At 59.8% G+C, this 26,412-nt stretch carries 28 protein-coding genes and 1 tRNA gene; 17 read left to right on the top strand and 12 right to left on the bottom strand.

Going from position 1 to position 26,412, the window contains the following annotated elements:
* Positions 1-97: 97 nt before the first annotated feature.
* The gene (locus AD666_RS04155; RefSeq protein WP_053147857.1) at positions 98-535 is read right to left on the bottom strand and encodes a hypothetical protein; all 438 of its coding nucleotides are present in this window, start codon (positions 533-535) and stop codon (positions 98-100) included.
* Between AD666_RS04155 and trmL the strand changes: the two genes are divergently transcribed.
* Positions 534-989: a tRNA (uridine(34)/cytosine(34)/5-carboxymethylaminomethyluridine(34)-2'-O)-methyltransferase TrmL gene (trmL, locus tag AD666_RS04160; RefSeq protein WP_053147859.1), complete on the top strand. Its 456-nt coding sequence runs from the start codon at positions 534-536 to the stop codon at positions 987-989. The two genes, AD666_RS04155 and trmL, sit on opposite strands and share 2 nt — an antisense overlap.
* Positions 990-1,121: 132 nt before the next feature.
* On the opposite strand, the gene secB is transcribed toward trmL, so the two are convergent.
* From secB to AD666_RS04175, 3 genes are read right to left on the bottom strand one after another with little or no spacing between them, the layout of a single operon-like run.
* Positions 1,122-1,604: a protein-export chaperone SecB gene (gene secB, locus AD666_RS04165; protein ID WP_053147861.1), complete on the bottom strand. Its 483-nt coding sequence runs from the start codon at positions 1,602-1,604 to the stop codon at positions 1,122-1,124.
* Between the two features lie 38 nt (positions 1,605-1,642).
* Positions 1,643-1,897, bottom strand: a complete 255-nt coding sequence (grxC, locus tag AD666_RS04170; RefSeq protein WP_053147863.1) for a glutaredoxin 3 — start codon at positions 1,895-1,897, stop codon at positions 1,643-1,645.
* A 1-nt stretch (position 1,898) separates the two neighbouring features.
* On the bottom strand, positions 1,899-2,312 hold the full coding sequence (locus AD666_RS04175) for a rhodanese-like domain-containing protein (protein WP_053147865.1): 414 nt from the start codon (positions 2,310-2,312) through the stop codon (positions 1,899-1,901).
* Positions 2,313-2,464: 152 nt separating this feature from the next.
* Between AD666_RS04175 and gpmI the strand changes: the two genes are divergently transcribed.
* From gpmI to AD666_RS04195, 4 genes are all read left to right on the top strand, one after another.
* Complete coding sequence (gene gpmI / locus AD666_RS04180) at positions 2,465-3,994, top strand: 2,3-bisphosphoglycerate-independent phosphoglycerate mutase (RefSeq protein WP_053147867.1); 1,530 nt, start codon at positions 2,465-2,467, stop codon at positions 3,992-3,994.
* A 206-nt stretch (positions 3,995-4,200) separates the two neighbouring features.
* Positions 4,201-5,487 carry a murein hydrolase activator EnvC gene (locus AD666_RS04185; RefSeq protein ID WP_053147869.1) on the top strand — a complete coding sequence of 429 codons (1,287 nt, stop codon included), beginning with the start codon at positions 4,201-4,203 and terminating at the stop codon, positions 5,485-5,487.
* A gap of 32 nt (positions 5,488-5,519) precedes the next feature.
* Complete coding sequence (locus AD666_RS04190) at positions 5,520-6,836, top strand: S41 family peptidase (RefSeq protein WP_053147870.1); 1,317 nt, start codon at positions 5,520-5,522, stop codon at positions 6,834-6,836.
* 1 nt (position 6,837) lies between these two features.
* Positions 6,838-7,620, top strand: a complete 783-nt coding sequence (locus tag AD666_RS04195; protein ID WP_053147872.1) for a divergent polysaccharide deacetylase family protein — start codon at positions 6,838-6,840, stop codon at positions 7,618-7,620.
* 9 nt (positions 7,621-7,629) lie between these two features.
* On the opposite strand, the gene AD666_RS04200 is transcribed toward AD666_RS04195, so the two are convergent.
* A complete protein-coding gene (locus tag AD666_RS04200; protein ID WP_053147874.1) occupies positions 7,630-8,376 on the bottom strand; it encodes an ABC transporter substrate-binding protein in 747 nt (248 codons plus the stop codon).
* Positions 8,377-8,588: 212 nt separating this feature from the next.
* On the opposite strand from AD666_RS04200, the gene AD666_RS04205 reads away from it, so the two are divergent.
* Positions 8,589-10,100: a serine protease gene (locus AD666_RS04205; protein ID WP_053147876.1), complete on the top strand. Its 1,512-nt coding sequence runs from the start codon at positions 8,589-8,591 to the stop codon at positions 10,098-10,100.
* Positions 10,101-10,124: 24 nt separating this feature from the next.
* Here AD666_RS04205 and hisF read toward each other — a convergent pair whose 3' ends face one another.
* The 6 genes from hisF to AD666_RS04235 all read right to left on the bottom strand — a co-directional run bounded on the left by hisF (position 10,125) and on the right by AD666_RS04235 (position 15,108).
* A complete protein-coding gene (hisF, locus tag AD666_RS04210; protein ID WP_053147878.1) occupies positions 10,125-10,895 on the bottom strand; it encodes an imidazole glycerol phosphate synthase subunit HisF in 771 nt (256 codons plus the stop codon).
* A gap of 9 nt (positions 10,896-10,904) precedes the next feature.
* Complete coding sequence (hisA, locus tag AD666_RS04215) at positions 10,905-11,642, bottom strand: 1-(5-phosphoribosyl)-5-[(5-phosphoribosylamino)methylideneamino]imidazole-4-carboxamide isomerase (protein ID WP_038605771.1); 738 nt, start codon at positions 11,640-11,642, stop codon at positions 10,905-10,907.
* Positions 11,643-11,684: 42 nt separating this feature from the next.
* Entirely contained in the window at positions 11,685-11,939 is a 255-nt protein-coding gene (locus tag AD666_RS04220) for a DUF2164 domain-containing protein (protein ID WP_053147880.1), read from the bottom strand.
* A complete protein-coding gene (hisH, locus tag AD666_RS04225; protein ID WP_053147882.1) occupies positions 11,939-12,577 on the bottom strand; it encodes an imidazole glycerol phosphate synthase subunit HisH in 639 nt (212 codons plus the stop codon). Before hisH ends, AD666_RS04220 begins: the two co-directional genes overlap by 1 nt.
* On the bottom strand, positions 12,577-13,170 hold the full coding sequence (gene hisB, locus AD666_RS04230; RefSeq protein WP_024778052.1) for an imidazoleglycerol-phosphate dehydratase HisB: 594 nt from the start codon (positions 13,168-13,170) through the stop codon (positions 12,577-12,579). Before hisB ends, hisH begins: the two co-directional genes overlap by 1 nt.
* 276 nt (positions 13,171-13,446) lie before the next feature.
* Positions 13,447-15,108 carry an OFA family MFS transporter gene (locus tag AD666_RS04235; RefSeq protein WP_053147884.1) on the bottom strand — a complete coding sequence of 554 codons (1,662 nt, stop codon included), beginning with the start codon at positions 15,106-15,108 and terminating at the stop codon, positions 13,447-13,449.
* Between the two features lie 264 nt (positions 15,109-15,372).
* Between AD666_RS04235 and panM the strand changes: the two genes are divergently transcribed.
* The 10 genes from panM (at position 15,373) to AD666_RS04285 (ending at position 24,782) form a co-directional block, all read left to right on the top strand.
* Positions 15,373-15,771 carry an aspartate 1-decarboxylase autocleavage activator PanM gene (gene panM, locus AD666_RS04240; RefSeq protein ID WP_053147887.1) on the top strand — a complete coding sequence of 133 codons (399 nt, stop codon included), beginning with the start codon at positions 15,373-15,375 and terminating at the stop codon, positions 15,769-15,771.
* Positions 15,772-15,844: 73 nt separating this feature from the next.
* Positions 15,845-18,073, top strand: a complete 2,229-nt coding sequence (locus AD666_RS04245) for an AsmA family protein (protein ID WP_053147889.1) — start codon at positions 15,845-15,847, stop codon at positions 18,071-18,073.
* The gene (gene mutY, locus AD666_RS04250; protein ID WP_053147891.1) at positions 18,070-19,137 is read left to right on the top strand and encodes an A/G-specific adenine glycosylase; all 1,068 of its coding nucleotides are present in this window, start codon (positions 18,070-18,072) and stop codon (positions 19,135-19,137) included. The genes AD666_RS04245 and mutY overlap by 4 nt, the downstream gene beginning before the upstream one ends.
* Positions 19,134-19,406, top strand: a complete 273-nt coding sequence (locus AD666_RS04255) for an oxidative damage protection protein (RefSeq protein WP_053147893.1) — start codon at positions 19,134-19,136, stop codon at positions 19,404-19,406. The genes mutY and AD666_RS04255 overlap by 4 nt, the downstream gene beginning before the upstream one ends.
* A gap of 102 nt (positions 19,407-19,508) precedes the next feature.
* Positions 19,509-19,584 (top strand) — tRNA-Phe (locus AD666_RS04260).
* 171 nt (positions 19,585-19,755) lie between these two features.
* On the top strand, positions 19,756-20,157 hold the full coding sequence (locus AD666_RS04265) for a hypothetical protein (protein ID WP_053147895.1): 402 nt from the start codon (positions 19,756-19,758) through the stop codon (positions 20,155-20,157).
* Positions 20,158-20,405: 248 nt separating this feature from the next.
* Positions 20,406-21,314, top strand: a complete 909-nt coding sequence (locus tag AD666_RS04270; RefSeq protein WP_371259563.1) for a YhcG family protein — start codon at positions 20,406-20,408, stop codon at positions 21,312-21,314.
* A 144-nt stretch (positions 21,315-21,458) separates the two neighbouring features.
* Positions 21,459-22,064, top strand: coding sequence for a biliverdin-producing heme oxygenase (locus AD666_RS04275; protein WP_053147897.1), 606 nt, complete (start codon positions 21,459-21,461; stop codon positions 22,062-22,064).
* Positions 22,061-24,295 (top strand): ATP-binding protein, encoded by a 2,235-nt coding sequence (locus AD666_RS04280; RefSeq protein WP_053147898.1) that lies wholly within the window; start codon positions 22,061-22,063, stop codon positions 24,293-24,295. The genes AD666_RS04275 and AD666_RS04280 overlap by 4 nt, the downstream gene beginning before the upstream one ends.
* Positions 24,296-24,335: 40 nt before the next feature.
* Positions 24,336-24,782 carry a hypothetical protein gene (locus AD666_RS04285; RefSeq protein ID WP_053147901.1) on the top strand — a complete coding sequence of 149 codons (447 nt, stop codon included), beginning with the start codon at positions 24,336-24,338 and terminating at the stop codon, positions 24,780-24,782.
* 9 nt (positions 24,783-24,791) lie between these two features.
* Here the strand turns inward: AD666_RS04285 and AD666_RS04290 are convergent, their stop codons facing one another.
* Positions 24,792-25,241: a hypothetical protein gene (locus tag AD666_RS04290; RefSeq protein WP_053147903.1), complete on the bottom strand. Its 450-nt coding sequence runs from the start codon at positions 25,239-25,241 to the stop codon at positions 24,792-24,794.
* Between the two features lie 391 nt (positions 25,242-25,632).
* Between AD666_RS04290 and AD666_RS04295 the strand changes: the two genes are divergently transcribed.
* A complete protein-coding gene (locus AD666_RS04295; protein WP_053147905.1) occupies positions 25,633-26,406 on the top strand; it encodes an ABC transporter ATP-binding protein in 774 nt (257 codons plus the stop codon).
* The last annotated feature ends 6 nt before the right edge of the window (positions 26,407-26,412 follow it).

The following is a 26,412-nucleotide window of genomic DNA, read 5'->3' on the forward strand; positions in this document are numbered from 1 at the left end:
CAAGGTTTCCCTTCTTTACGCCCAGGGCTGAGCGCCGACCGCGAGCCCTCCCGTTTTGGGGTCCTTGGTACAGGCAGGCCGGGGATTCCCTCTTTTATTACTCCTGGAGACGGACCTCCAGCCGCCAGCGGCCATCCACCTCGCTGCCGGCCCACTGGGCGCGCAACGGACGCGCCGCCACCAACGTCAGCAACAGCCCCTTGTCACTCAACCGAACACGCCAGTTCACATCCTTGCCGTTGAATTTCAACTGTCCCTTCTGCGCCTGACCCTCTGCTTCGAACAGCAGCGCTACGGAGCCGTCAATGATTTCTCCATGCAACCTGGCTTCGTCGCTGAACCAGGCCACCAGCACGCCATCCGCCACCTCGATCTGCTGCAGCACGCTTGGCTCGGGATTGGTCAGGCGCCCGATCATCAGACCGATCATCAAGCCGAAAATCGCCAGCGAAGCCAATACCCGAGGCATTTGCGTCGAACGGCGGTCGGTTTGCGGCGTAGAATGCCGCTCATCTTCATCTGCGGAGCCGTGCATGTTTCACGTCATCCTTTTTCAACCGGAAATTCCACCGAATACCGGCAACGTCATCAGGCTCTGCGCCAACAGCGGCTGTCATTTGCATCTGATCGAACCGCTGGGCTTCGAGATGGACGATAAACGCCTGCGCCGTGCCGGCCTGGACTACCACGAGTATGCCACCTTGCAGCGCCATGCAAACCTCGCCAGTTGCCTGGAAAGCCTCGGGCATCCGCGCCTTTTCGCCTTCACCACCAAGGGTTCGCGCCCCTTCCACGACGTCAGCTTCATCCCGGGCGATGCGTTCGTATTCGGTCCGGAAAGCCGGGGGCTGCCGGCTGAAGTGTTGGACGCCCTGACGGCGGAGCAACGCCTGCGCCTGCCGATGCGCGAAGGCTGCCGCAGCCTGAACCTTTCCAACACCGTGGCGGTCGCGGTCTATGAGGCCTGGCGGCAGAATGGTTTCAAGTAACACTCATAACTAATGTGGGAGCGAGCTTGCTCGCGAATAGGGAGTGTCAGTAGGCATTAATGTCGCCTGACACTCCGCGTTCGCGAGCAAGCCCGCTCCCACAATGGACTTGCGTAAACGCTCAGGGTGGAATTACTGAACGGTCGCGCCGCCTTCCTGCTGCATGCGCTGCAATTCTTGCGCGTACAGGGCATCGAAGTTCACCGGCGCCAGCATCAGGGCCGGGAACGAACCGCGGGTCACCAGGCTGTCCAGGGCTTCGCGAGCGTACGGGAACAGAATGTTCGGGCAGAACGCGCCCAGAGTGTGGCTCATCGAAGCTGCGTCCAGGTTCTTGATCAGGAAGATCCCGGCCTGCTGCACTTCGGCGATGAACGCCACTTCCTCACCGTTCTTGACCGTGACGGACAACGTCAGCACCACCTCATGGAAGTCTTCTTCCAGGGCTTTCTGACGGGTGTTCAGGTCCAGGCCTACACTCGGCTCCCACTGCTGGCGAAAGATCGCCGGGCTTTTCGGGGCTTCGAAGGACAGGTCGCGTACATAGATGCGCTGCAAGGAGAATTGCGGTGCGGCTTCTTCTTCGCTGGCAGCTGTGTTCTGTTGGTCAGTCATCGCAGATCCTTCTTACATTCAGGTTCTTGGTAGGGGGTTCAAGCCTGGAGCATCGCGTCGAGCTTGCCGGCGCGCTCCAGGGCATACAGATCGTCGCAACCGCCCACGTGGGTGTTGCCGATCCAGATCTGCGGCACGGACGTGCGTCCGGCCTTGCGGGTCATTTCGGCGCGCAGTTGCGGCTTGCCGTCGACCTTGATCTCTTCGAAGGCCACGCCTTTGTTCTGAAGCAGGAACTTGGCCCTGGAACAATAGGGGCAGTAATCGCTGGAATAGACAACGACGTGGGTCATCTCACTTCACCAGGGGCAGGTTGTCGGCTTTCCAGCTTGCCACGCCACCGGACAGCTTGGCGGCGGTGAAGCCGGACTTCATCAGTTCGCGGGCATGGGTACCGGCGGTCTGGCCCATGGCATCGACCAGGATAATGGTCTTGGCCTTGTGTTTTTCCAGCTCGCCGATACGCGCGGCCAGCTTGTCCTGAGGGATATTCACCGCGCCGACGATGTGGCCAGCGGCAAAATCCTTGCCCGGACGGATATCCACCACCACGCCCGCATCCTTGTTGACCAGCGCGGTCAGTTCGCCTGTGCTCAGGCTACGGCCGCCGCCCTGCATTGTATGGGCAATCAGCAATGCCAGCAGAACGACGAAGATGCCGACAAGAATATAGTGGTTAGTGGCAAATTGAATCAGGTGAGCAACCATCGAAGGAGGTTCCAGGGCGTTAAAATGTCGGCCAGTATACACAGCACGCAAGGCCGGCCAAACCCCGCCCGGCGGTGACGGCATCGGAACTTACCTTTAAACTGCCCGTCCCTTTTGCATCGTCTTCTTTCAACCCGCCACGAGTGGATTCCATGACTACCACGCCTAAACCTTTGGTCCTGATGATTCTCGACGGCTTCGGTCACAGTGACAGCCACGAATCCAACGCCGTGTACGCCGCCAGAAAGCCTGTGCTGGACCGCCTCTGGGCCAGCGTGCCGAACGGCCTGATCTCCGGAAGCGGCATGGATGTCGGCCTGCCGGACGGACAGATGGGCAACTCTGAAGTCGGCCACATGAACCTCGGCGCCGGTCGCGTGGTTTACCAGGACTTCACCCGGGTGACCAAAGCGATCCGCGACGGCGAGTTCTTCGAGAACCCGACCATATGCGCCGCTGTGGATAAAGCCGTGGCCGCCGGCAAGGCTGTGCATTTCATGGGCCTGCTGTCCGATGGCGGCGTGCACAGCCATCAGGATCACTTGGTTGCCATGGCCGAACTGGCCGCCAAGCGTGGCGCCACGAACATTTACCTGCACGCTTTCCTCGACGGCCGCGACACCCCACCGAAAAGCGCCGCCTCGTCAATCGAGCTGCTGGACAACACCTTCCAATCCCTCGGCAAGGGCCGTATCGCCAGTATCGTCGGTCGTTACTACGCCATGGACCGCGATAACCGTTGGGATCGCGTCGCCCAGGCTTACAACCTGATCGTCGATGGCAACGCCGAATTCAGCGCCGCCACCGCCCAGGAAGGCCTGGAGGCCGCCTACGAGCGCGGCGAAAGCGATGAGTTCGTCAAGGCCACCACCATTGGCGCGCCGGTCAAGGTTGAGGACGGCGACGCGGTGGTGTTCATGAACTTCCGCGCCGACCGTGCCCGCGAGCTGACCCGTGTTTTCGTCGAAGACGATTTCAAGGAGTTCGAACGCGCCCGCCAGCCGAAACTGGCCGGTTTCGTGATGCTGACCCAATACGCCGCCAGCATCCCGGCCCCGTCGGCCTTCGCCGCCGGCAGCCTGGAGAACGTGCTGGGGGACTACCTGGCGAAAAACGGCAAGACCCAACTGCGCATCGCCGAAACCGAGAAATACGCCCACGTGACGTTCTTTTTCTCCGGCGGCCGTGAAGAACCGTTCCCGGGCGAAGAGCGCATCCTGATCCCGTCGCCGAAAGTCGCCACCTACGACCTGCAACCGGAGATGAGCGCTCCGGAGGTGACCGACCGCATCGTCGACGCCATTGAAAACCAGCGCTACGACGTGATCGTGGTCAACTACGCCAACGGCGACATGGTCGGCCACAGCGGCGTCTTCGAGGCGGCGGTCAAGGCCGTGGAATGCCTGGACACCTGTGTCGGTCGCATCGTAGATGCTCTGGAAAAGGTCGGCGGCGAAGCGCTGATCACGGCCGACCACGGTAACGTCGAGCAGATGTCCGACGAATCCACCGGCCAGGCCCATACCGCCCACACCACCGAGCCGGTCCCGTTCATTTATGTCGGCAAGCGCGACTTCAAGGTCCGCGAGGGCGGTGTACTGGCCGACGTGGCACCGACCATGCTGATGCTGTTGGGCATGGAAAAACCGGCGGAAATGACCGGGACTTCGATTCTGGTTTGAGTAAACACATCCGCTGTGGGAGCGGGCTTGCTCGCGAATGCGCTAGGCCAGATAGGACTGGCAGCCCCATTCGCGAGCAAGCCCGCTTCCACAGGGGGTTTGCAGTGTTTTTCCGGCCAGTTATCACACAGCTCCAAATGGGCGTTTTTTTTGCAGCGTGGGGCGGGCATACTAAGCCGTCCCTTACCCTGGTGCCGCCCGCCCCTATGCTCCGCGTCCTGATAGCCCTCGTTCTGACCTGCCTGCTCCAACCGGCCTTCGCCGACGAACGCACGCAAACCCAACAACAGTTGGAGGCAACGCGCCAGGACATTGCCGAGCTGAAAAAACTGCTGGGCAAGTTGCAGGAAGAAAAAGCCGGCGTGCAGAAAGACCTGCGCGGCACTGAAACGGAAATGGGCAAGCTGGAGAAGCAGGTCGAGGCCCTGCAGAAAGAGCTGAAGAAAAGCGAATCCGAGCTGCAGCGACTCGATGGAGAGAAAAAAAAACTCCAGAGCGCGCGCACTGAACAGCAGAAGCTGATCGCCATCCAGGCCCGGGCGGCTTATCAGAACGGCCGTCAGGAGTACCTCAAGCTGCTGCTCAACCAGCAGAATCCCGAGAAATTCGCCCGTACCCTCACCTATTACGACTACCTGAGCCAGGCGCGCCTGGAGCAACTCAAGACCTTCAACGAGACCCTGCGCCAACTGGCCAATGTCGAAAAGGAGATCGAGCTGCAACAGGCCCAGTTGCTGGTGCAGAAAAGCAGCCTCGACACCCAGCGCGAGGAACTCGACAAGGTTCGCAAGGAGCGCCAGGTGGTCCTGGCCAGGCTCAACGATGACGTAAAGGCCCGCGATAGCAAGCTCAAGGCCCGTGAGCAGGATCAGGCCGAGCTGGCCAAGGTATTGAAGACCATCGAGGAAACCCTGGCCCGCCAGGCTCGGGAGGCGGAAGAAGCGCGTCAGAAAGCGCTGATCGCCCAGCAGGAAGCCGAAAAAAAGCGTTTACGTGAGGCACAGGCCGACACCGGCGATGAGCCCCGCAAGCCATCCAGGTCAAGCCCTGGCGCATTGGTTTCCAGTGAAGGAGAAACCTTCGGCGGCGCTTTCGCTTCCGCCCGAGGCAAACTTCCATGGCCGGTCAATGGTCGATTACTTGCACGCTTTGGTGAAACCCGCGGCGACGATACCCGTACAAAGTGGGACGGCGTGATGATCAGTGCCTCCGCCGGCAGCCAGGTCCATGCCGTTCACGGCGGGCGCGTGGTCTTCGCCGACTGGCTGCGCGGCGCAGGCCTGCTGGTAATCCTGGATCACGGCAACGGTTACCTTAGCCTGTACGGCCACAATCAGACGCTGCTCAAGAGCGCCGGCGATGTGGTAAAAGCCGGCGAGTCCATTTCCACGGTCGGCAACAGTGGCGGGCAGGATACGCCAGCACTGTATTTTGCTATTCGTCAGCAGGGTCGCCCCAGCGATCCGGCCCAATGGTGTCGTGCGCAAGGATAAGCGTGCCCATCCAATTAAGGAGTTCGTTCGACATGCTGCACTTGTCCCGCCTCACCTCGCTGGCCCTGACGATCGCCCTTGTGATCGGCGCGCCCCTGGCGTTCGCCGCCGAACCGGCCCCATCGTCCACCGCAGCTACGGCTGCCACCACCAAGGCCCCGCTGCCGCTGGACGAACTGCGTACCTTTGCTGAAGTCATGGACCGGATCAAGGCTGCCTACGTCGAGCCGGTGGATGACAAGATGCTGCTGGAAAACGCCATCAAGGGCATGCTCAGCAACCTCGATCCGCACTCGGCCTACCTCGGGCCGGAGGACTTTGCCGAGTTGCAGGAAAGCACCAGCGGCGAGTTTGGCGGCCTGGGCATCGAAGTTGGCAGCGAAGACGGCTTCGTCAAAGTGGTCTCGCCCATCGACGACACGCCTGCCTCCAAGGCAGGCATCCAGGCCGGCGACTTCATCGTCAAGATCAACGGCCAACCCACCCGCGGCCAGAGCATGACCGAAGCCGTGGACAAGATGCGCGGCAAGATCGGCCAGAAGATCACCCTGACCCTGGTTCGCGACGGCGGCACGCCGTTCGATGTCACCCTGACGCGAGCGGTCATCCAGGTCAAAAGCGTGAAGAGCCAGTTGCTGGAATCGGGTTATGGCTACATCCGCATCACCCAGTTCCAGGTCAAGACCGGTGAAGAAGTCGCCAAGGCCCTGGCCAAGCTGCGCAAGGACAACGGCAAGAAACTCAACGGCCTGGTCCTGGACCTGCGCAACAACCCCGGCGGCGTGCTGCAAGCGGCGGTGGAAGTGGTGGACCACTTCATCACCAAGGGCCTGATCGTCTATACCAAAGGCCGTATCGCCAACTCCGAATTGCGCTTCTCGGCCACCGGCAACGACCTGAGCGAAGCCGTGCCGCTGGTAGTGCTGATCAACGGCGGCAGCGCTTCGGCCTCGGAAATCGTCGCCGGTGCCCTGCAGGATCAGAAGCGCGGTGTTGTCATGGGCACTACCAGCTTCGGCAAGGGCTCGGTGCAGACCGTATTGCCACTCAATAACGATCGCGCCCTGAAGATCACCACCGCGCTGTACTTCACGCCCAATGGCCGCTCTATCCAGGCCCAGGGAATTGTCCCGGACATCGAAGTGCGCAAGGCCAAGATTACCAGCGAGCAGGACAGCGAGTACTTCAAGGAAGCCGACCTGCAAGGTCACCTGGGCAATGGCAACGGCGGTGCCGATAAACCGACCGGCTCCGGCGCCAAGGCGAAGCCGATGCCACAGGACGACGATTATCAGCTGGCCCAGGCCCTGAGCCTGCTCAAGGGACTGAATATCACTTCCGGCCGCTGAGATGCGCCTGCGGTTCCTCCTTGGCCTGTTGTGCTGTGTGGCCGGCGCCGCTCTTGCGGCGCCCGACACGCCACCCACTTCCCCGCACAAGGCTTACCTGAGTCTGATCATCGACGACCTGGGGCAGAACCTGCCTCGGGACCGCCGGGTCCTGGCCCTGCCCGGCCCGGTGACCGCGGCGATCATGCCCGATACGCCCCACGCGGCCGAGTTCGCTCGCGAAGCCCATCGCGCCGGCAAAATCGTCATGCTGCACATGCCGATGGACCCGGCCACGGGGCCGTTCGCCTGGCATCCGGAGCTATCCATCGAGGAACTGGGCAAGCGTCTCGACGCTGCGTTTGCTGCGGTGCCCTACACCAGCGGGATCAACAACCACATGGGCAGCCGCATGACCGCCCAGCCCCAGGCCATGGCGTGGTTGATGGCCGACTTGCAAAAGCGCCACAAGTTTTTCGTCGACAGCCGCACCAGCGCCCAGACCGTTGCAGCCGCCCAAGCGCAGAAAATCGGCCTGGCCAGTGTGTCTCGGGATGTGTTCCTCGATGATGAACGCACCGAAGCCGCCATCGCCCATCAATTACAAATCGCGATTGATCTGGCCCGGCGACAGGGCTCGGCCGTCATGATCGGTCATCCCTACCCGCAGACCCTGGCGGTGCTCGAACGCGAGCTACCCAAACTCCAGGCTCAGGGGGTGGAATGGATCGATATCAAGTCGATGATCAGCCTGCGCAGCAACCGGGCCATGATCGGACATGGGAAAGATGGGGTTTATCGGTAGCGCTTGGTCTTATAGATACCGCGCCATGATCGCATCCACTTTACCTTCCTTGCGCAGCTCATCCAGGGCCGCCTGGAGGCGGGCAACGATCTCGTCGGATACATCCTTGTTCAAGGCCAGGTACAGCTCCGCACTGTTGAATCGCAATACGGTCTTGAGATCACTCACCCCTTCCTGACGCGCCAGATATCGCCCGGCCGGGTCCCCAGTGGCCCACAGGTCGATCTGCCCGTTGAGCAGTTTCCTGGCGTTGTCCTGGTCGCGCAGGACCACAATCGGATTCAGCCCTTGCTTGGCCAACGTCTCGGCAATCGCATCGCCCTTGTAGGCACCGATCCTGTAGCGTCGCGCCTGCTCCAGTGAGTCCAGGGCAATTTTGCTGTCCGCCTTGGCGAGCATGATCCAGTCGTCCGGGCCAATAGGGCCAACCCATTTGAACAGCCTCTCGCGCTCCGGCAATCGCGCCATGACAAACACACCATAACCGGGTTTTTCCAGGGCGAGCTTGTAGATTCGCTCCCAGGGAAAACGCAGCGTCAGGGTGTAGCTGATATCGGCGCGTTTGAAGATCTCGCGGACGATGTCCACGGCGATACCGTGGATATTTTCGTCCTGCGCGAAGTTCTTGCCATTCTTCGCCATGTTGTACGGCGGGAAGTTCTCGGTCAGCAGCACCAATGATGTATCGGCGGCGCGGGCACTACCTGCGAGCAGCAACGTGGCGCCTGCAAAGGCTAGAACGAAGCGTTTGAACATGTCGGACTACCGCAATCCATGGTGAACCCAAGAGTGCCTTGAGCACGCCATCGTGTCCACCGCACTTTGAATTCTCACTGAACCGTCCAGGATACGAATCACCTTCCTCACAGTTGAGGTATTTATCTACCACCTACTCTCGGTCCCTGCCTGATTAATTAAAGACGTCGGCCACAACGCTCTTTTATCTAATTGATTACAGGAACCGCTCGATGAAATCGATCCTCTCACTGCTTATCGCCGCGCTCTGCTCGCTGGTCGAGCCAGACAATGCCTACAGCAAAGACTATGGTGAAGAGCTGCAAAACTTCACGGCTTCCAAGGTCCTTGAGAATGCCGGTGAAACCCATAACCATTGGCGAGGTATCGGACGCCTTTATATCAACGGCGCCTGCACCGCAACGCTTCTGGATACCAGGGATGCCTCTGTAGTCGAACCAACGCCCGCTTATGTACTCACTTCAGGGCACTGTATCGAGAAAGGCAACGGAAACATCGTTACTCATAAACGGCTCAGTGGAGTCATGCAGTTCGACTACTTCGCCGACACGCCCCTTTATAAAACCTATGCGTTGAAGGAAGTGGCGTGGCGAAGCATGCAAGGCGTGGACCTGGCGATCATTGAATTGGATGTCAGCCTGCAGATACTGCTCAAGGCAGGCATACAACCATTGGAATTGGCCCGGCAAAAACCCGACAACGGAACTGACGTCCTGATTGTGAGTGCCCCGCTGGGTTTCGAAAACGCCACATTGCGCATGGCGGCCTGCACGCTGCAGTCGGCCGAAGAAATTGTCGAAGGACCATGGGTATGGCGAAACAACGTGATGACTCGCTGCCAGGACATAGCGGGAGGGAGTTCGGGAGCACCGATTCTTGGACGCCACTCCAACGAAATCATTGGCGTCGTGAACACCGGAAACCTGGCCAGCGGATTCGCACCCTGCCAGGAGCATGCGCCTTGTATGCGGGTTGGAGAGGCCTACAAAGCCATTCCAAACAATGTATATGGCAACCCGATAGCGTTTCTAAATAGTTGTTTCATACGGGGCCGTATAACCAGTGACGCGATAGCCTCTTGCCCCCTCTATCCAGCATTTACCGTGACTGCAGACTCGAAGGGGCTGGAAAGATACAAGCGAGTTAAAAAAAGGGATGACGGGACAATTGAGTCCCCGACATGGGACTACCGATTTTCCATCAGCACTGCCTTTTACCGTCACAAAACCGTTCGCACCGCGAAGGACTGCGAAAATGGTCATCATTACAGTGATGCAATCAGTTCCAGCAACGCATTTATCGATTCCTCGATTGGCACCCGGCCCGGCTTTTACTTTCTGTGTATCGTGGGGGTGGATTCCGCCGCCCAGGAAGCTGAATTCGGGCTCATCAAGAACGCCCTTTCCCTTCCTGTCGAAGTGCTGGAAGATCTTCCCGTGGCGCGGCCTGAATTAGCCATCAGCACCGGCGTTGGAGTAGAACTGGCGCGCAATGAAGAATATCGAACCTATGCCGTCAAGTTTGGCTCGGTGGACGAGACTGATTGCGCAGAAAAAGACCAGTACACCACCCATACATACCTGGACTTCTGGTTTATAGATGAAGAACTGCCGCTGAAATTCTGCACTATCGCTTATGACCGTTCGGGGCAGCCATCCGAACCGAGGGTCGATATCCTGAGCTCTGCGAGCGCCCCCCGCGATGCGATCCCGGCTGCCCATTGACGCAGGAAACCGGGTTCGATTGCACTAACGAATGACGATACCGCGCTGCGCCATATAGGCCTTGGCCTCGGGCACGGTGTATTCGCCGAAGTGGAAAATGCTCGCCGCCAATACTGCGCTGGCATGGCCCTCGATGATCCCGTCGGCCAAATGCTGCAGGTTGCCGACACCGCCGGACGCAATGACCGGGATACCCAGGGCATCGCTGATGGCGCGGGTGACGCCCAGGTCGAAGCCATTCTTCATACCGTCCTGGTCCATGCTGGTCAGCAGGATTTCACCGGCGCCCAGCCCCTCCATCTTCTTCGCCCATTCAACGGCGTCGAGCCCGGTGGGCTTGCGGCCACCGTGGGTGAAGATCTCCCAGCGCGGGGTTTCGCCCGGGCCGGACACTTTCTTCGCGTCGATGGCCACGACGATGCATTGCGAACCGAAACGCTGGGCCGCTTCGCCGACGAACTCCGGGTTGAACACCGCGGCGGTGTTGATCGACACCTTGTCCGCGCCGGCGTTGAGCAGGTTGCGGATGTCCTGCACGGTGCGTACGCCACCGCCCACGGTCAGCGGAATGAACACCTGGCTGGCCATGCGTTCGACGGTGTGCAGCGTGGTGTCGCGGCCGTCTACGCTGGCCGTGATGTCCAGGAAGGTAATCTCGTCCGCACCCTGCTCGTCGTAGCGACGGGCAATTTCCACCGGATCGCCGGCGTCACGGATGTTCTCGAACTTGACACCCTTGACCACCCGGCCGTTGTCCACGTCCAGGCAAGGGATGATGCGTTTGGCCAGCGCCATGGTCAGTCCTCAGCCTTTATAGGAATCGCAGAAGGCCTGGGCCTCGGCGACGTCCAGGGTGCCTTCGTAGATCGCACGACCGGTGATCGCCCCGATGATGCCAGGCGCCTTGGCGTCGAGCAGGGCCTTGATGTCGCCCAGGTTGTGGATGCCGCCGGATGCTATGACCGGGATCTTCGTGGCGGCAGCCAGGGCGGCGGTGAACGGGACGTTGCAGCCCTGCATCATGCCGTCTTTGGCGATATCGGTGTAAACGATGGCGGACACGCCGTCGGCCTCGAAACGCTTGGCCAGGTCGATTACCTGCACGCTGCTGACTTCAGCCCAGCCGTCGGTGGCGACGAAACCGTCCTTGGCGTCCAGGCCAACGATGACCTTGCCCGGGAAAGCGCGACAGGCTTCGGCGACGAACTCAGGCTCCTTCACGGCCTTGGTGCCGATAATCACGTAGCTCACGCCAGCCTTGACGTAGTGCTCGATGGTTTCCAGCGAGCGAATACCGCCACCGATCTGGATAGGCAGGTTCGGATAGCGCTTGGCAATGGCCGTGACCACTTCGCCGTTGACCGGTTGCCCTTCGAAAGCGCCGTTCAAGTCCACCAGATGCAGACGACGGCAACCGCCCTCCACCCACTTGGCAGCCATGCTCACCGGGTCATCGGAGAACACCGTGGAGTCTTCCATCCGGCCCTGACGCAGACGTACGCAAGCGCCGTCCTTGAGATCGATAGCGGGAATAATCAGCATCTGGCAAACCTTCAAATACGAATGTTCAGCTTGGCTCGGAAATCAGTTTTTCTCGAGCGCCCACAGGTCGCTTTCGATGCTTTCGAACCTTTCCTTAAGGTGCGTCTGCACGTCGAAAATCGCCCTGTTGTAGTAGTGCGGAGCAATTTCGCGGGTAAACAGGTCAAGAATTTCCGCCGCTTCGAACGAGCCCAGGTCCAGTTCGAAACGCTCCTTCATGAACCGCTGGATCTTGCGGTTCGCCTCACTTTCCTGCTCGGGCGTGAGGGTGAGGATCGACGGCTGCTTGCGTGCCATTACCAGCGACCGTCCCACGCCGCGAAGTTCTGCAACAGCTGCAGGCCATGGGTATGGCTCTTCTCGGGATGGAATTGCACGGCGAAACGCGAACCATCAGCCAGGGCGGCGGCGAAATCGACGCCATAATGACCGCTGCCCACCACCTGCCGCGCATTGCCGGCCGCGATGTAGTAACTGTGTACGAAGTAGAAGCGGGCCAGGTCCGGAATGTTGTGCCACAGCGGATGGTCCACCGCCTGCTTCACTTCGTTCCAGCCCATGTGCGGGACCTTCAGGTCCTCACCCTCTTCATGCAGGTTCTTGCCGAAGAATTTCACCTGGCCGGGGAACATGCCGATGCAATCGACGCCGGAGTTCTCTTCGCTGCGCTCCAGCAAGGCTTGCATGCCTACACAAATGCCGAGAAACGGGCGGTCCTGGCTGACCTCCTGTACCAGCGAGTCGAAGCCCAGGCGACGGATCTCGGCCATGCAGTCGCGAATCGCACCGACGCCGGGGAAGACCACCCGGTCGGCTTCGCGGATCACTTCGGCATCGCTGGTGATCAGTACCTTGCCGGCACCCACGTGTTCGAGGGCCTTGGCCACCGAGTGCAGGTTGCCCATCCCATAGTCGATAACCGCGACGGTCTGCATCACAGGACGCCTTTGGTGGAGGGCATCTGGCCGGCCATGCGGTCATCCAGCTCTACGGCCATGCGCAGTGCGCGGCCGAAGGCCTTGAACACGGTTTCGATCTGGTGGTGGGTGTTGTGCCCACGCAGATTGTCGATGTGCAGGGTGACATTCGCGTGGTTGACGAAGCCCTGGAAGAACTCCTGGAACAAGTCGACATCGAAGCCGCCAACGGTGGCACGGGTGTACGGCACATGCATTTGCAGGCCAGGACGGCCGGAGAAGTCGATGACCACACGCGACAGCGCCTCATCGAGAGGCACATAGGCATGACCGTAACGACGGATGCCCTTCTTGTCGCCGATGGCCTGGGTAAAGGCCTGACCCAGCGTGATGCCGACGTCTTCCACTGTGTGGTGGTCGTCGATATGCAGGTCGCCCTTGCTGACGATGTCCAGGTCGATCAGCCCGTGACGGGCGATCTGGTCCAGCATGTGCTCAAGGAAAGGCACGCCGATATCAAACCGGGCCTTACCGGTGCCATCCAGGTTGATCGAGGCTTTGATCTGGGTTTCCAGAGTATCGCGCTCGACAGACGCCTTACGTTCGGCCATCACCAGCTCCGCAAAATCATTGGGCGAAAAAGGCAGCCATTATAGAGGTGCGAGCGGCAAACAGAAACACGAACGGTGATATCGCTGACGGGCTGGATGCCGTGTCGTCGGGGATAGACATGTCCATACAAGCAGTTTTGCCACCACCCGGAAACAAATGTGGGAGCGGGCTTGCTCGCGAAGGCGGTGTATCAGTCCACATCATCGTTAACTAACATACCGCTTTCGCGAGCAAGCCCGCTCCCACAGGATCGCAGGGTTTGCTTCAGCTATGCGTTAGTGAAACAACACCGCCGTCTTCTGCAGGGTCACCCACACACCCCACGCCAACGGAATGCCCACCACCAGCCAGGCAGCGACCGCCAGCGGCTTGGTGCCTGGTGCGGCTTTCCATTCCAGCGAAGTGGTGCTGTCGGCGCCTTTGTCATGACCCAGCGCCTGTTCGGCGGCCAGTTCGGCGTCGGTCATGAAGTATTTGTCGGCGACCGGGCGAACCATCAGGTTGCACAGGAAGCCCAGCACCAGCAGGCCGGCGAGGATGTACAGCGTGATGTCGTAGGCCGCGGCACGTTCAACGCCGATGCTCAATTGATATTCACGCAGGTAGTTCACCAGTACCGGACCAAGCACGCCTGCTGCGGCCCAGGCGGTCAGCAGACGACCGTGGATCGCGCCCACCATCTGCGTACCGAACAGGTCGGCCAGGTAGGCCGGAACAGTGGCGAAGCCGCCGCCGTACATCGACAGGATGATGCAGAACGCCGCCACGAACAGCGCGACGCTGCCCAGGTGCCCGAGGTTCGGAATCAACGCATACAGAGCAACGCCCAAGGCGAAGAACACGAAATAGGTGTTTTTACGGCCCAGGTAATCCGAGAAGGATGCCCAGAAGAAGCGCCCACCGATGTTGAACAGACTCAACAGACCGGTAAAGCCGGCCGCGATGGCAGCGATCTGGCCCAGTTGCGCGGCGTCCAGTTGACCAAAGGGCAGGTCGTTGCCGAGCAATTTGCCGCCAAACACTTCCTGCAGCAGTGGCGAAGCCATGCCCAGGATACCGATACCGGCAGACACGTTCAGGCACAGCACCAGCCATACCAGACGGAACTGCGGGGTTTTCCAGGCAACGTTCACGTGAACATGGCGATGGGTGATCATCGCATTGGCGGCTTTTTTCGGGGCTGGGGTCCAGCCTTCAGGTTTCCAGCCAGTCGGCGGAACGCGGTAGGACAAGGCACCACCGATCATGAACACGAAATAGATCGCAGCCATGACCAGGAAGCTTTGCCAAACGCCCACGTCAGTCGGCGAAGCGAAGTGGTTCATCAGCGCTGCAGCCAACGGAGCACCAACCATCGCGCCGCCACCGAAACCCATGATCGCCATGCCGGTTGCCATGCCACGCTTGTCCGGGAACCATTTGATCAGGGTGGAGACGGGCGAGATGTAGCCCAGGCCCAGGCCGATACCACCGATCACGCCGGAACCGACCCACATCAGCCAGATCTGGTGGGTATAAATACCCAGCGCGGAAATCAGCAGTCCGCCGCACCAGCACAAGGCCGACACGACACCTGCCTTGCGCGGTCCGGCGTGTTCCAGCCAGCCGCCCCAGATGGCTGCCGAGCAACCCAGGAAGATGAAGAACAAGGTGTAGATCCAGCCGAGCATCGAGATCGGCCAGTCGCATTGGGACGAAAAGACTTGCGAGATGAAACTCATATCCGGCGCGCAGGCCACGGGCTTGGTGATGCCCAGCGCCTTGGACAGTGGCAGCCAGAACACCGAAAAGCCATAGGCCATGCCGATGCACAGGTGAATGGCCAGTGCGGCCGGTGGCACCAACCAGCGGTTGAAGCCGGGCTTGGCAATAATGCGTTCCTTGGAGAGGAATGCTGGCTGGTCGGCAACGCCGTCCGCCGTAATGCTCGTGCTCATTGTGTATCCCCCAGTTGTTAGAATGGTTCGCCAGCCACGCATCACCCTCAGCCTTCATTGCACGCAGGCACGACTGTATTTTCCGGTGAAGCTCCATTTTGGTGCGACATCAAGTCGCAGAAGGACGGGCGAACGGGTAAAGGTTACCATTTGCTCGTGACAGAAAAACCAAAGTGATATCACCTTTTTTCATGCCACCTGTCTTATCGCGCCGTTGTCGGCTTTCTGTAGGGCGCAGATCTTTTTTATTTCTCAGGAATTTCCATGCCCATCGTCGTCGAACACGTGAGCGAAGCCACACGTCAGGATCAACAGGACCTGCAAAAAATCTTTCAGGATGCCCCCTCCTGGTTGTTGGAGCCGTTCAGCGACGCCGCCCAATTGATCCACACCTGCCTGGATGAGGGCTCGCTAATCGCGGCACGCTTCAATGACCGGTTACTCGGCGCCGCTCGCCTGCAACGGCACCAGGACGCTTGGCACTTGTCTCAGATGTGCATACGAAACATCACTCGCCGCCGTGGCGTGGCTGAACGACTCGTGAGCGAAGCGCAGAGGTTGGCCCTGCAAGACGGCGCCCAGCTAAGACTGCGGGCCCCGGCCGGGCATCTGATAGCCCAGGCCCTGGCGGCGAAATTGAAACTGCCGCTGGATGAGTACTGACTAAAGCCGAACACAAATCCACGGCGTTATACTCCAAGGCTAAATTTTGAACTCAACCTACAAGGATTCGCCCATGAAAGCGTTCGGCAAAATCCTGGGTCTGGTACTTCTCGGGTTGTTGCTGATCATTGTGGCCTTGGGCTTTGCCCTGACCCACCTCTTTGATCCCAACGACTACAAGGAAGAGATCCGCCAGATTGCCCGCGACAAGGCCCACATTGAGCTGACCCTCAATGGCGATATCGGCTGGAGCCTGTTTCCATGGCTGGGTCTTGAATTGCACGACGCCAGCGTCGCTACGCTGGCCAACCCGACACAGCCTTTTGCCGATCTGCAGATGCTCGGCCTTTCGGTACGCGTGATTCCTCTGCTGCGCAAAGAAGTGCAAATGAGCGATGTCCGGGTCGAAGGCCTGAACCTGCGGCTCAACCGCGACAAGAGTGGCCACGGCAATTGGGAAGACATCGGCAAAGTGCCGGCACCGGCCGCCACGACGGCGAGCGCTCCTGCACCGGCCGACCAACCCGCCCCGCCCGCCAGCACCCCGACGGAAAAACCTGCGCAGCCGACCCGGCTGGACATCGACAGCCTGACCGTGAACAACGCCAGGGTCGAATACACCGACGAGCAAACCGGCAAGCAGTTCAGCGCCGAAAGCATCCAGCTGAGCACCGGGCCGGTCCACGACTCCACCAATATTCCGGTCAAACTCACTGCCTTTCTTTCCAGCAACCAGCCTGCCGTGCGCGTGCGCACCGAAGTCAACGGCGAACTGCGCTTTGAACGTGCCTTGAAGCGCTACAAGTTCGAAGACCTCAAATTGTCCGGCGAAGTCACGGGGGATCCGTTGCAGGGCAAGACCCTGAACTTCAACGCCCAGGGCCAGCTATTCCTGGACAAGGCCGCCAACGTGGCCGAATGGACCGGCATCAAGCTGTCCCTGAACCAGTTGCGTGCCTTGGGCGAACTGAAGGTCAACGACCTCGACAAGACCCCGCAACTGAACGGCGGCGTATCGATCGCCCAATTCGACCTGGCGAACTTTGTCGACAGCATTGGCCAAAAGCTGCCAACCATGGCCGAGGGCAGTCTGACCAAAGTGGAACTGGCCAGCCGCATTGCCGGTACGCCCAGTAGCGTCGAACTCAATGACATCAATCTGAAGATCGACGACAGCACCTTCAGCGGCCGCATCGCTGTGCAGGATTTCGCCAAGCAGTCCTTGCGTGCGCAGCTCAAGGCCGACACATTCAACGTCGACCGCTATCTGCCACCGAAATCCGCCGAGACCGACAGTGCCAAGGCTGCTCGCGAGGCGGAAGTCAACAACACCGAAGCCAGTGCCATGGCGGGCGCGGGCAGCACGCCCCTGCCAAGCTCGCCGACCCAAGGTGCCTGGAGCAACGACCGGCTGTTTCCGGTGGAGCGCTTGAGCAAACTGGACATCGATGCCGACCTGACCTTTGGCCAACTGACGCTGGATAAACTGCCAATCCAGAATGCCGCCCTCAAGGCTACCGGCCAGGGTGGCCTGTTGACCCTGGAGAACCTGCGGGGCGATCTGTATAGCGGCAACTTCGAAGCCAAAGGCACCCTCGACGTACGCCAGACCACGCCGCAATTGAACCTGCAAACCCGGATCAATCGGGTACCGGCCGAAAAAATCATCGAGAGCCAAGGCAAGAATCCACCGGTCAAAGGCCTGGTGACGCTCAACAGTGCAGTGACCGCCAGCGGCAACAGCCAGAAGGCGCTGATCGAAAGCCTCAACGGCAATGCCGGTTTCGTCATCAATGATGGCGTGCTGCTCAATGCCAACCTCGAACAGCAGCTGTGCAAAGGCATCGCCCTGCTGAACCGCAAGAACCTCAGTGGCGAACCCCGGGGCAAGGACACGCCGTTCCAGCAGCTCAACGGTAACCTTGTGTTCCACAATGGCGTTGCCAGCAACCCGGACCTGAAAGTCCGCATCCCTGGCATGACCGTGAACGGCAACGGCGATATCGACCTGCGGGTGCTGGGCATGGATTACCGGGTTGGCGTCATCGTCGAAGGCGACAAGAGCGACATGCCCGACCCGGCCTGCCAGGTCAACGAACGCTACGTCGATGTCGAATGGCCGTTGCGCTGCCGCGGCCCGCTGGAGCTCGGCGCCAAGGCCTGCCGCCTGGACAATGACGGCCTGGGCAAGGTCGCGGCGAAACTGGCAGGCGACCGTCTCGGCGACAAGATCGACGAGAAGCTGGGAGACAAAGTCAGCCCCGAGCTGAAGGATGCGCTCAAGGGACTGTTCAAGCGATGAGAGCCGAGCAGTTTTCCACCGCCGTCCTGGACTGGTTCGATCGCCACGGGCGCCACGATTTGCCCTGGCAGCAAGACATCACCCCATACCGGGTGTGGGTTTCGGAAATCATGTTGCAGCAGACCCAGGTCAGCACCGTGCTCAATTACTTCGACCGGTTCATGGCCTCGCTGCCCACGGTACAGGCCCTGGCCGCCGCGCCGGAGGATGAAGTGCTGCACCTGTGGACCGGGCTGGGCTACTACACCCGCGCACGCAATCTGCAGAAAACCGCCAGGATCGTCGTCGACCAGTACGGCGGCGAATTCCCCCGGGACGTGGAGAAGCTTACTGAGTTGCCGGGGATCGGCCTGTCCACCGCCGGTGCCATTGCCAGCATCAGTATGGGCTTGCGGGCGCCGATCCTGGACGGCAACGTCAAACGGGTGCTGGCGCGCTTCACCGCCCAGGAAGGCTATCCGGGCGAACCCAAGGTAGCGAAACAACTGTGGGCCACTGCCGAGCGCTTCACGCCCCAGGATCGGGTCAATGCCTATACCCAGGCGATGATGGACCTGGGTGCAACACTCTGCACCCGCAGCAAACCCAGCTGCCTGCTCTGCCCACTGAAAGTCGGCTGTGAAGCTCACATGTTGGGCCTGGAAACCCGCTACCCGATACCCAAGCCTCGCAAGGAAGTCCCCAGGAAACGTACCTTGATGCCGATGCTGGCCAACCGTGAAGGCGCGATCCTGCTTTACCGTCGCCCCTCCACCGGCCTGTGGGGTGGCTTGTGGAGCCTGCCGGAACTCGACGACCTTGAAGACCTGCAGCACTTGGCCTTGCAGCATTCGCTGGAGCTGGGCAAGCAACAGGAACTGCCGAGCCTGGTTCACACCTTCAGCCATTTCCAGTTGGCGATCGAACCCTGGCTGGTCCGGGTCCGGGAAACCGGCCATCACGTGGCCGAGGCCGACTGGCTCTGGTATAACCTCGCCACCCCGCCGCGCCTGGGCCTTGCCGCCCCGGTCAAAACCTTGCTCGAACGCGCGGCCGTCGTATTGAATGCAGGAGAATCGTCATGACCCGCACCATCATGTGCCGCAAGTACAAAGAAGAACTGCCCGCCCTGGAGCGTGCTCCGTTCCCTGGCGCCAAGGGCCAGGACATCTACGACAATGTCTCGGCCAAGGCCTGGGCGGACTGGCAGAAACACCAGACCCTGCTGATCAACGAAAAACGCCTGAACATGATGAATGCCGAAGACCGCAAATACATCCAGGGCGAGATGGACAAGTTCTTTTCCGGCGAAGAATACGCCAAGGCCGAAGGCTACGTGCCGCCGTCCGAATAAGCCGCTCGACGCCGGGGCGAATCGTAAGCGACGGTAATAATTAAATATTTTTCGATAACGTGCTTGACGCCCCCCCGAAAAACCCGTTTAATGCGCCCCGTTGCCCAGATAGCTCAGTCGGTAGAGCAGGGGATTGAAAATCCCCGTGTCGGCGGTTCGATTCCGTCTCTGGGCACCAAATACCGAAAACCCGATCAAGCAATTGATCGGGTTTTTTATTGTCCGGGGTTTCCTTCCCCCCCTGCATCGACCCGGCTACATTCCCGTCGCTACCTCCCTTAAGATTCGAAGCCCTCGCCGTGAAGCTGTAGGATAGATGGCCTTATTTCTCATGGCAGGAATCTGACCCATGTCATCGCCAGACAAACAGCAGAAGCGAAACCAGCGCGCCAAGGCGAAAGCCAAGAAGAACCGGATCCAGCGCGCCGCTGCGCCGAACGATTTCCTGGACCCGAATGATGAGCGCATCGACTTGGAGACTGTGGACCTGTCGGAGCTGTTCCAAGTCATGCGCGCTGCCGAAAAGGTCAGCCAACAGGCCATGTGCGCAGTTTTCCTGGGCCACCCTTTGCTGGCACTCGTGCTGGAGCAGGAAGGCGAAGAGGAAGCCACCGACTTTATCATTACCGCCTTGATCGAATATCGACGCATGACCACGGGTGTCGACGAGCAGACGGCACTGGACTGGGTCGAGAGCCCGCAATTCCAGGCTGATTACGTCGCCGCGTCCCAAGCCTTGGCGAACAGCTGAAACTGCAAACATCGCCCTGTGGCGAGGGGATTCATCCCCGCTGGGCTGCGCAGCAGCCCCTCGAACGCCTGGATGACATTCTCCAGGACTATGTCCTACAACACAGACTCCACCACCCGGCCGCTCCGTCATCCCGGCCCTGCATGAGTTTGCAATGATTCCTCCAGGCCAAACAGCATCGCCCTGCATCATCGAAACGACCGTTAGAGCATTCTCTTGGGCCGCCCAACACTACGGCTGCCATTTCGATGACTCCCCTACTGCCTCAAGACGACCCAGAACTCGCCCCCCTGATCAACGAACTCGGTGAACTGATCCGCCAGGCTCGCCAGAAGGTCCTGCGCGCCGTCGACACCCTCCAGGTGCAAACGTGCTGGCAGATCGGCCGGCACATCATTGAATTCGAACAGGGAGGCGCGGAGCGGGCGGCTTATGGGACCCGACTGCTGGCGACGCTGGCGAAGGTGCTAACGGGGAGGTTCGGGAAAGGGTTCGATGAGCGCAACTTGCGCCACATGAGAGACTTCTATCAAAAGTTTCCGATTTGGAACGCAGTGCGTACCGAATTGAGTTGGACCCATTACCGTACGCTTTTACGCATAGAAGATGGCAATGCCCGTCATTGGTACATGAACGAAGTGGCCATGCAGAACTGGTCCACTCGCGCCCTCGAACGCCAGATTGGCACCTTTTACTACGAACGCCTGCTGGCGAGCCGCGATCGTCCGGCAGTGCAGCAAGAGGCCGACACCCATCTCAAATCCCTCGACCTTGGCCCCAGGGATATCGTCAGGGACCCGGTCGTCCTGGAATTTCTCGGGCTGCCCAACGCCGGCATCTTGTTGGAAACCGATCTGGAACAGGCCCTCATCGATCAACTACAGGGCTTCCTTCTTGAACTGGGCAAGGGCTTCGCCTTCATAGCCCGTCAGCAACGTATCAGCACCGATAGCAAGGACTTCTACCTGGACCTGGTCTTCTACAACTACCTGCTCAAATGCTTCGTGATCGTCGACATCAAGCGCGGCGAACTGAGCCACCAGGACATCGGGCAGATGGATATGTACGTGCGCCTCTACGACGACCTGAAGCGCAGCCCCGACGACAAACCCACCGTCGGTATTATCCTCTGTGCCCAAAGAAGAGTTGCGCATTGAGCTGGATCGCGAGCGGGCGCGGCTTGGGGAGCGGCACGACAACGAAAGGCGAAAGTCGACGCCTGATGACCGCTAACTTTAAAAACCCCTGTAAGCTTTGATGCGCTTTTTCAGCAACGCCTCACCTCAAGAGTCCTTTTCCGCATGCCAACGGTTGCATCATCTTCCTCTCTGATCCAGGCATTGCGGACCGAAACCGCCGAGCTCCACGTCGCCCTGGAAAAACGTCTGCCGTTTTTCTCCGCTGGCCTGGATCTTGAGTTCTACCGGCGCTTGATGGCGGCCTACTACGGTTTTTACCAGCCGCTGGAACAACGCCTGCATGTCCTGTCGCTGACACCGACCGGACTGGATCAGTCCCTGCGAATCAAGCTCCCCGTCCTGCGGGCGGATCTCGTGGCGCTGGGCCTGGATGACGCCGCCATCGAGGCGCTGCCCACCTGCCACCTACTGCCCGAGATAGAGTCTCGCACCGCCGCGCTCGGCGTGTCCTATGTGCTGGAAGGGGCAACCTTGGGCGGGCAGATCCTGCGGCGCCGGGTAGCCGAACAGCTTGATCTGGACGCTTCCAGCGGTGCGGCGTTTCTCGATGTGTACGGCGAACTGACCGGGCGGCGTTGGAAGGATTTTCTCGATTACCTGGGTGACAGGAACCTTGGCAGCGCCCAGACGCTCGAAGTCACACGCGCCGCCAAGGCGACATTTACCTGCTTTGAACGCTGGCTGGACAGCCAGGAGGTCCTGTTATGAACCCGGAAAACCAAGAAGCCTTCGAAGAACTGCTGGCCAATTGCGCAGACGAACCGATTCGCTTCCCCGGGGCCATTCAGCCTCACGGCGTGCTGTTGATGTTGTCCGAACCCGACTTCGTGATCCGCCAGATCAGCGCCAACGTAACGCAGCTGATGGGCCATGATGCCAACCGACTGTTGGGGCAGACGCTGGACGAACTGTTCGGGTCGAAACAAGCCGAAGCCATCCGTGACGCCTGTCGCGTCGAGGCAGGAGACGACAACGCCCCTCTGGAAATCCTGGTGAACCAGCAGCGTTTCGACGCCCTGGTCCATCGCCATCAGGGTGTCCTGATCGTCGAAATGGAGCAACACCTGAGCGACTACCGCCCCGAAGGCGTCAACGGGGAGGCCAACATGGGCCGCATGCTGCAGCGTCTGCAAGGCGCGAAAACCCTCCAAGCCCTGTACGACATCAGCGTTCGGGAAATCCAGGCCATGACCGGCTACGATCGCGTGCTGATTTATCGCTTCGAAGAAGAAGGCCATGGGCAGGTCATTGCCGAAACCAGCGCGCCCTCGATGGAACTCTATAAAGGACTGTTCTTCCCGGCATCGGATATTCCCGAGCAGGCCCGTGAGCTGTATCGCACCAACTGGTTGCGAATCATCCCCAACGCCGATTACACGCCGGTACCGCTGGTTCCCGAGCTGCGTCCCGATACGCAGACGCCGTTGGATTTGAGCTTTGCAACCCTGCGCAGTGTTTCGCCGATCCACCGGCAATACATGAAGAACATGGGGGTGCTGTCCTCCATGAGCATCTCGCTGATGGATGGTGAACGCTTATGGGGGTTGATCAGTTGCGGCAACCGTCAGCCCCTGCTTGTCCCCCATGAGATGCGCAAAGCCTGCCAGACCATCGGCCAGGTGCTGTCGCTGCAGATCAGTGCCATGGAGGCCCTGGCGCTGAGCCGCCAACGAGACGCCAAGCTTGACGATCTCGACATACTGGCCAAAGCCATGGCCGAGTCCAGCGATAACGTCTTCGACGGTTTGTCCCACGAACCACATCGCTTGATGGATCTGACCGGGGCCAGCGGAGTCGCGATTTTCGAAGACAACAAGCTGCACCGTCACGGCCGGTGTCCTGAACCGGAGCAGATCCGGGCGCTGCACCAATGGATTCTTGAAAGCGGTCAACCGGTATTCTCCCACCATCAGTTGGGCAGCGTTTACTCGCCAGCCCTGGGTTACCAGGACGTGGCAAGCGGTGTGCTGGCAATTCACCTGCCCAAGCCAGTGGAAAACGGCGTGTTGTGGTTTCGGCCCGAAGTGAAGGAAACCATCCATTGGAGCGGTGACCCGCAAAAACCCTTGGACCTGGAAGACAGCAACACCGGCTTGCGCCTGCGACCCCGGACGTCCTTCGAAATCTGGAAAGTCGAAATGGCCGGCATCAGCGCCAAATGGAGCCATGGCGACCTCTTCGCCGCCAACGACCTGCGGCGTTCGGCCCTGGAAAACGATCTGGCCCGGCAGGTGCTCAAGGAACGTCAGGCCGTGCAAGCTCGCGATGAGCTGGTGGCAGTGGTTTCCCATGACCTGCGCAGTCCGATGACGGCCATCTCCATGCTCTGCGGCATGATGCAGAAGTCCTTCAGCTCCGACGGCTCCCACAGTTCGAAGCGAATTGCCTCGGCCATCGATACCATGCAACAGGCGACCAGCCGCATGAACGCGCTGCTGGAGGACCTGCTCGATACCTCGCGTATTGACGCCGGGCGTTACACCATCAATCCCCAGCCGATGGAAGTCAGCCAGATATTCGACGACGCCTGCTCGCTCCTGACACCGCTGGCCAACGCCAAGGCCATCGATATCTCGTTCCACGCCGAACCCGACCTGAAAATCAAGGCTGACCCCGAGCGATTGTTCCAAGTGCTGTCCAACTTGATTGGAAACGCCATCAAGTTCACACCCCAAGAAGGTGTCATTGGCATCAGCGCGATGTCGATGGGCGATGAAATCGTGTTCAGCGTCCGCGATTCCGGCCAAGGCATCGCGCCGGAGCAGTTGCCTCATATTTTTGATCGCTATTGGACAATCAAGGAAGGCAACCCCAACGGCACCGGACTGGGGTTGTACATTTCCAAGGGGATTGTCCAGGCCCATGGCGGTAAACTGCACGCCGAAAGCCAGCCGGGCAAGGGCAGCGAATTCCGCTTTACCGTGCCGAGAGTCAACTGAGCCAGGCATCACTTTTTAACGAATTGGAAACCGAAGCCCGATGGCCTCATTGAACAAGCAGCAAAAGCGCGCCAAACGCGCAAAGGACAAAGCCAAGCAGATCCGCATGACCGGTCGCAAAGCGATTCCGATGTACGGTGATCCGGCCTACGCCACCGCACAGCCACCCGTTTATGTATTGGAGTTGTTCGCCAAACTGCGCGAAGCCGAGGCTATAGGTCGAAGCGAATTGCTCGACACACTGCTGTCGTCCCTGAGCGTGATGATCACTGAACGTCCAGGTCTGTTGGACCTGAAGAACGCTGAAAACGAAAGCATGGCAGCCACCAACCTGGCCGCCGACATGCTGGTGGACTACCGCATGTGGGCCGATGATATGGATCGTGAAACGGCCCAGCGCTGGCTCAGCACCCCGGAATTCATCAAGGACTTCAGCGAGGCGCTGGACCGCTATCGCCAGTCAATGGAAGGCCCCGCCAGCGAATAAGCCGCTCGGCTATTCGTCGCCATCCCAATGAAACACCAGGTTACGAACGGCGCCGCTGTCTACATCAGCGGTGTCGCGGCGCTCCTCGCCGTTACGCGTCGCCACGACCTTGTACTTGCCCGGCGGTAGCTGCACATATACCAGCGGGCCCGCGTCCTCAAGCGTCAACAGCGTTTGTCCCGACGCATTCTGGACAGTGACGTCTACGTCCGGGATGTATTTGCTCTCAGGCCCGACCGAAAACGTCATGTGCAGGTTGTAACCCTGTGCCTGCCCGATGGCACGCGCTTCATCCTCACCGATGCCACCAGACAGATAAGTAATGCCGTTCTGCTGGAGCGGTTGGACTTGCACGCCTGAGTTGTCGATGGGCGCGAGGTTGGTGGCATTGAGTGTGATGGGCAGCAACAGCGCGCCCAATGCGATGAGAGGCAATATAAAGAAATGGATGGGCTTCATGGCGAGGACTCCAGTGATGGAAACGGCTCACATGAGTTCTCTTTTGATTGTGGTTATGTGCCTGGGTTTAGATTCATTGGGACTTACCAGAAGTGCCAGTTTTTCTAATGCGGCTACGCTCATCCGATTAACCCTTCCCACCCCAACCCAAAGCTGGCACCATCGCGCCTTTTTTTACGCAACTCCCCCAGGCTTTTCGTCGGTAAACGGAGTCAAACGACCGTTCGGTTGTTGATGGCGCGACAGTCTGCTGCGCCGATGCGACAACCTGCCACGCATCATCGGTTTACCACCCGCAACGCTGTTGGCGACCATTCGGACGCATGCTAGCTTGGCCGCCTCGCCAGGAAGGCCGCCAACAGCAAGGGAGCACATATCATGAGGACCGCACATGGCCCAGGCCACGCCCGCGCTTGAAATCCGCAACCTGCACAAACGCTACGGACAGCTGGAGGTGCTCAAGGGCGTCTCGCTGACCGCCCGCGACGGCGATGTGATCTCGATCCTGGGTTCGTCCGGATCCGGTAAGTCCACATTCCTGCGCTGCATCAATTTGCTGGAGAACCCCAACCAGGGCCAAATTCTGGTGGCTGGGGAAGAGCTCAAACTCAAGCCTGCGAAAAACGGTGAGTTGGTGGCCGCCGACGGCAAACAGATCAATCGTATGCGCAGCGAGATCGGTTTTGTGTTTCAAAACTTCAATCTCTGGCCGCACATGAGTGTGCTCGACAACATCATCGAAGCCCCACGCCGCGTGCTCGGCCAGAGCAAGGCCGAAGCCGTCGAAGTGGCCGAGGCCCTGCTGGCCAAGGTCGGCATCGCCGACAAGCGCCACGCCTACCCTGCCGAATTGTCCGGCGGCCAGCAGCAGCGTGCGGCCATCGCACGTACCCTGGCGATGCAGCCCAAAGTGATTCTATTCGATGAGCCCACCTCCGCCCTTGACCCGGAAATGGTCCAGGAAGTACTCAATGTGATCCGCGCCCTGGCCGAGGAAGGCCGTACCATGCTGCTGGTGACCCATGAAATGGGCTTCGCCCGCCAGGTTTCCAGCGAAGTGGTATTCCTTCATCAGGGCCTGGTCGAGGAACAGGGATCGCCACAGCAGGTCTTCGAAAACCCGCTTTCGGCGCGCTGCAAACAATTCATGTCCAGCAACCGCTAACGGAGC

Origin of the sequence: Pseudomonas sp. Pf153 (genome assembly GCF_001269775.1) — a bacterium.
GTDB classification, from domain to species: domain Bacteria; phylum Pseudomonadota; class Gammaproteobacteria; order Pseudomonadales; family Pseudomonadaceae; genus Aquipseudomonas; species Aquipseudomonas uvaldensis.

Excerpts from the sequence above, each read along its gene's own strand:
- trmL (WP_053147859.1), top strand. The coding sequence starts at position 534 with ATGTTTCACGTCATCCTTTTTCAACCGGAAATTCCACCGAATACCGGC.
- AD666_RS04155 (WP_053147857.1), bottom strand. The coding sequence starts at position 535 with ATGCACGGCTCCGCAGATGAAGATGAGCGGCATTCTACGCCGCAAACC.
- secB (WP_053147861.1), bottom strand. The coding sequence starts at position 1,604 with ATGACTGACCAACAGAACACAGCTGCCAGCGAAGAAGAAGCCGCACCG.
- grxC (WP_053147863.1), bottom strand. The coding sequence starts at position 1,897 with ATGACCCACGTCGTTGTCTATTCCAGCGATTACTGCCCCTATTGTTCC.
- AD666_RS04175 (WP_053147865.1), bottom strand. The coding sequence starts at position 2,312 with ATGGTTGCTCACCTGATTCAATTTGCCACTAACCACTATATTCTTGTC.
- gpmI (WP_053147867.1), top strand. The coding sequence starts at position 2,465 with ATGACTACCACGCCTAAACCTTTGGTCCTGATGATTCTCGACGGCTTC.
- AD666_RS04185 (WP_053147869.1), top strand. The coding sequence starts at position 4,201 with ATGCTCCGCGTCCTGATAGCCCTCGTTCTGACCTGCCTGCTCCAACCG.
- AD666_RS04190 (WP_053147870.1), top strand. The coding sequence starts at position 5,520 with ATGCTGCACTTGTCCCGCCTCACCTCGCTGGCCCTGACGATCGCCCTT.
- AD666_RS04195 (WP_053147872.1), top strand. The coding sequence starts at position 6,838 with ATGCGCCTGCGGTTCCTCCTTGGCCTGTTGTGCTGTGTGGCCGGCGCC.
- AD666_RS04200 (WP_053147874.1), bottom strand. The coding sequence starts at position 8,376 with ATGTTCAAACGCTTCGTTCTAGCCTTTGCAGGCGCCACGTTGCTGCTC.
- AD666_RS04205 (WP_053147876.1), top strand. The coding sequence starts at position 8,589 with ATGAAATCGATCCTCTCACTGCTTATCGCCGCGCTCTGCTCGCTGGTC.
- hisF (WP_053147878.1), bottom strand. The coding sequence starts at position 10,895 with ATGGCGCTGGCCAAACGCATCATCCCTTGCCTGGACGTGGACAACGGC.
- hisA (WP_038605771.1), bottom strand. The coding sequence starts at position 11,642 with ATGCTGATTATTCCCGCTATCGATCTCAAGGACGGCGCTTGCGTACGT.
- AD666_RS04220 (WP_053147880.1), bottom strand. The coding sequence starts at position 11,939 with ATGGCACGCAAGCAGCCGTCGATCCTCACCCTCACGCCCGAGCAGGAA.
- hisH (WP_053147882.1), bottom strand. The coding sequence starts at position 12,577 with ATGCAGACCGTCGCGGTTATCGACTATGGGATGGGCAACCTGCACTCG.
- hisB (WP_024778052.1), bottom strand. The coding sequence starts at position 13,170 with ATGGCCGAACGTAAGGCGTCTGTCGAGCGCGATACTCTGGAAACCCAG.
- AD666_RS04235 (WP_053147884.1), bottom strand. The coding sequence starts at position 15,108 with ATGAGCACGAGCATTACGGCGGACGGCGTTGCCGACCAGCCAGCATTC.
- panM (WP_053147887.1), top strand. The coding sequence starts at position 15,373 with ATGCCCATCGTCGTCGAACACGTGAGCGAAGCCACACGTCAGGATCAA.
- AD666_RS04245 (WP_053147889.1), top strand. The coding sequence starts at position 15,845 with ATGAAAGCGTTCGGCAAAATCCTGGGTCTGGTACTTCTCGGGTTGTTG.
- mutY (WP_053147891.1), top strand. The coding sequence starts at position 18,070 with ATGAGAGCCGAGCAGTTTTCCACCGCCGTCCTGGACTGGTTCGATCGC.
- AD666_RS04255 (WP_053147893.1), top strand. The coding sequence starts at position 19,134 with ATGACCCGCACCATCATGTGCCGCAAGTACAAAGAAGAACTGCCCGCC.
- AD666_RS04265 (WP_053147895.1), top strand. The coding sequence starts at position 19,756 with ATGTCATCGCCAGACAAACAGCAGAAGCGAAACCAGCGCGCCAAGGCG.
- AD666_RS04270 (WP_371259563.1), top strand. The coding sequence starts at position 20,406 with ATGACTCCCCTACTGCCTCAAGACGACCCAGAACTCGCCCCCCTGATC.
- AD666_RS04275 (WP_053147897.1), top strand. The coding sequence starts at position 21,459 with ATGCCAACGGTTGCATCATCTTCCTCTCTGATCCAGGCATTGCGGACC.
- AD666_RS04280 (WP_053147898.1), top strand. The coding sequence starts at position 22,061 with ATGAACCCGGAAAACCAAGAAGCCTTCGAAGAACTGCTGGCCAATTGC.
- AD666_RS04285 (WP_053147901.1), top strand. The coding sequence starts at position 24,336 with ATGGCCTCATTGAACAAGCAGCAAAAGCGCGCCAAACGCGCAAAGGAC.
- AD666_RS04290 (WP_053147903.1), bottom strand. The coding sequence starts at position 25,241 with ATGAAGCCCATCCATTTCTTTATATTGCCTCTCATCGCATTGGGCGCG.
- AD666_RS04295 (WP_053147905.1), top strand. The coding sequence starts at position 25,633 with ATGGCCCAGGCCACGCCCGCGCTTGAAATCCGCAACCTGCACAAACGC.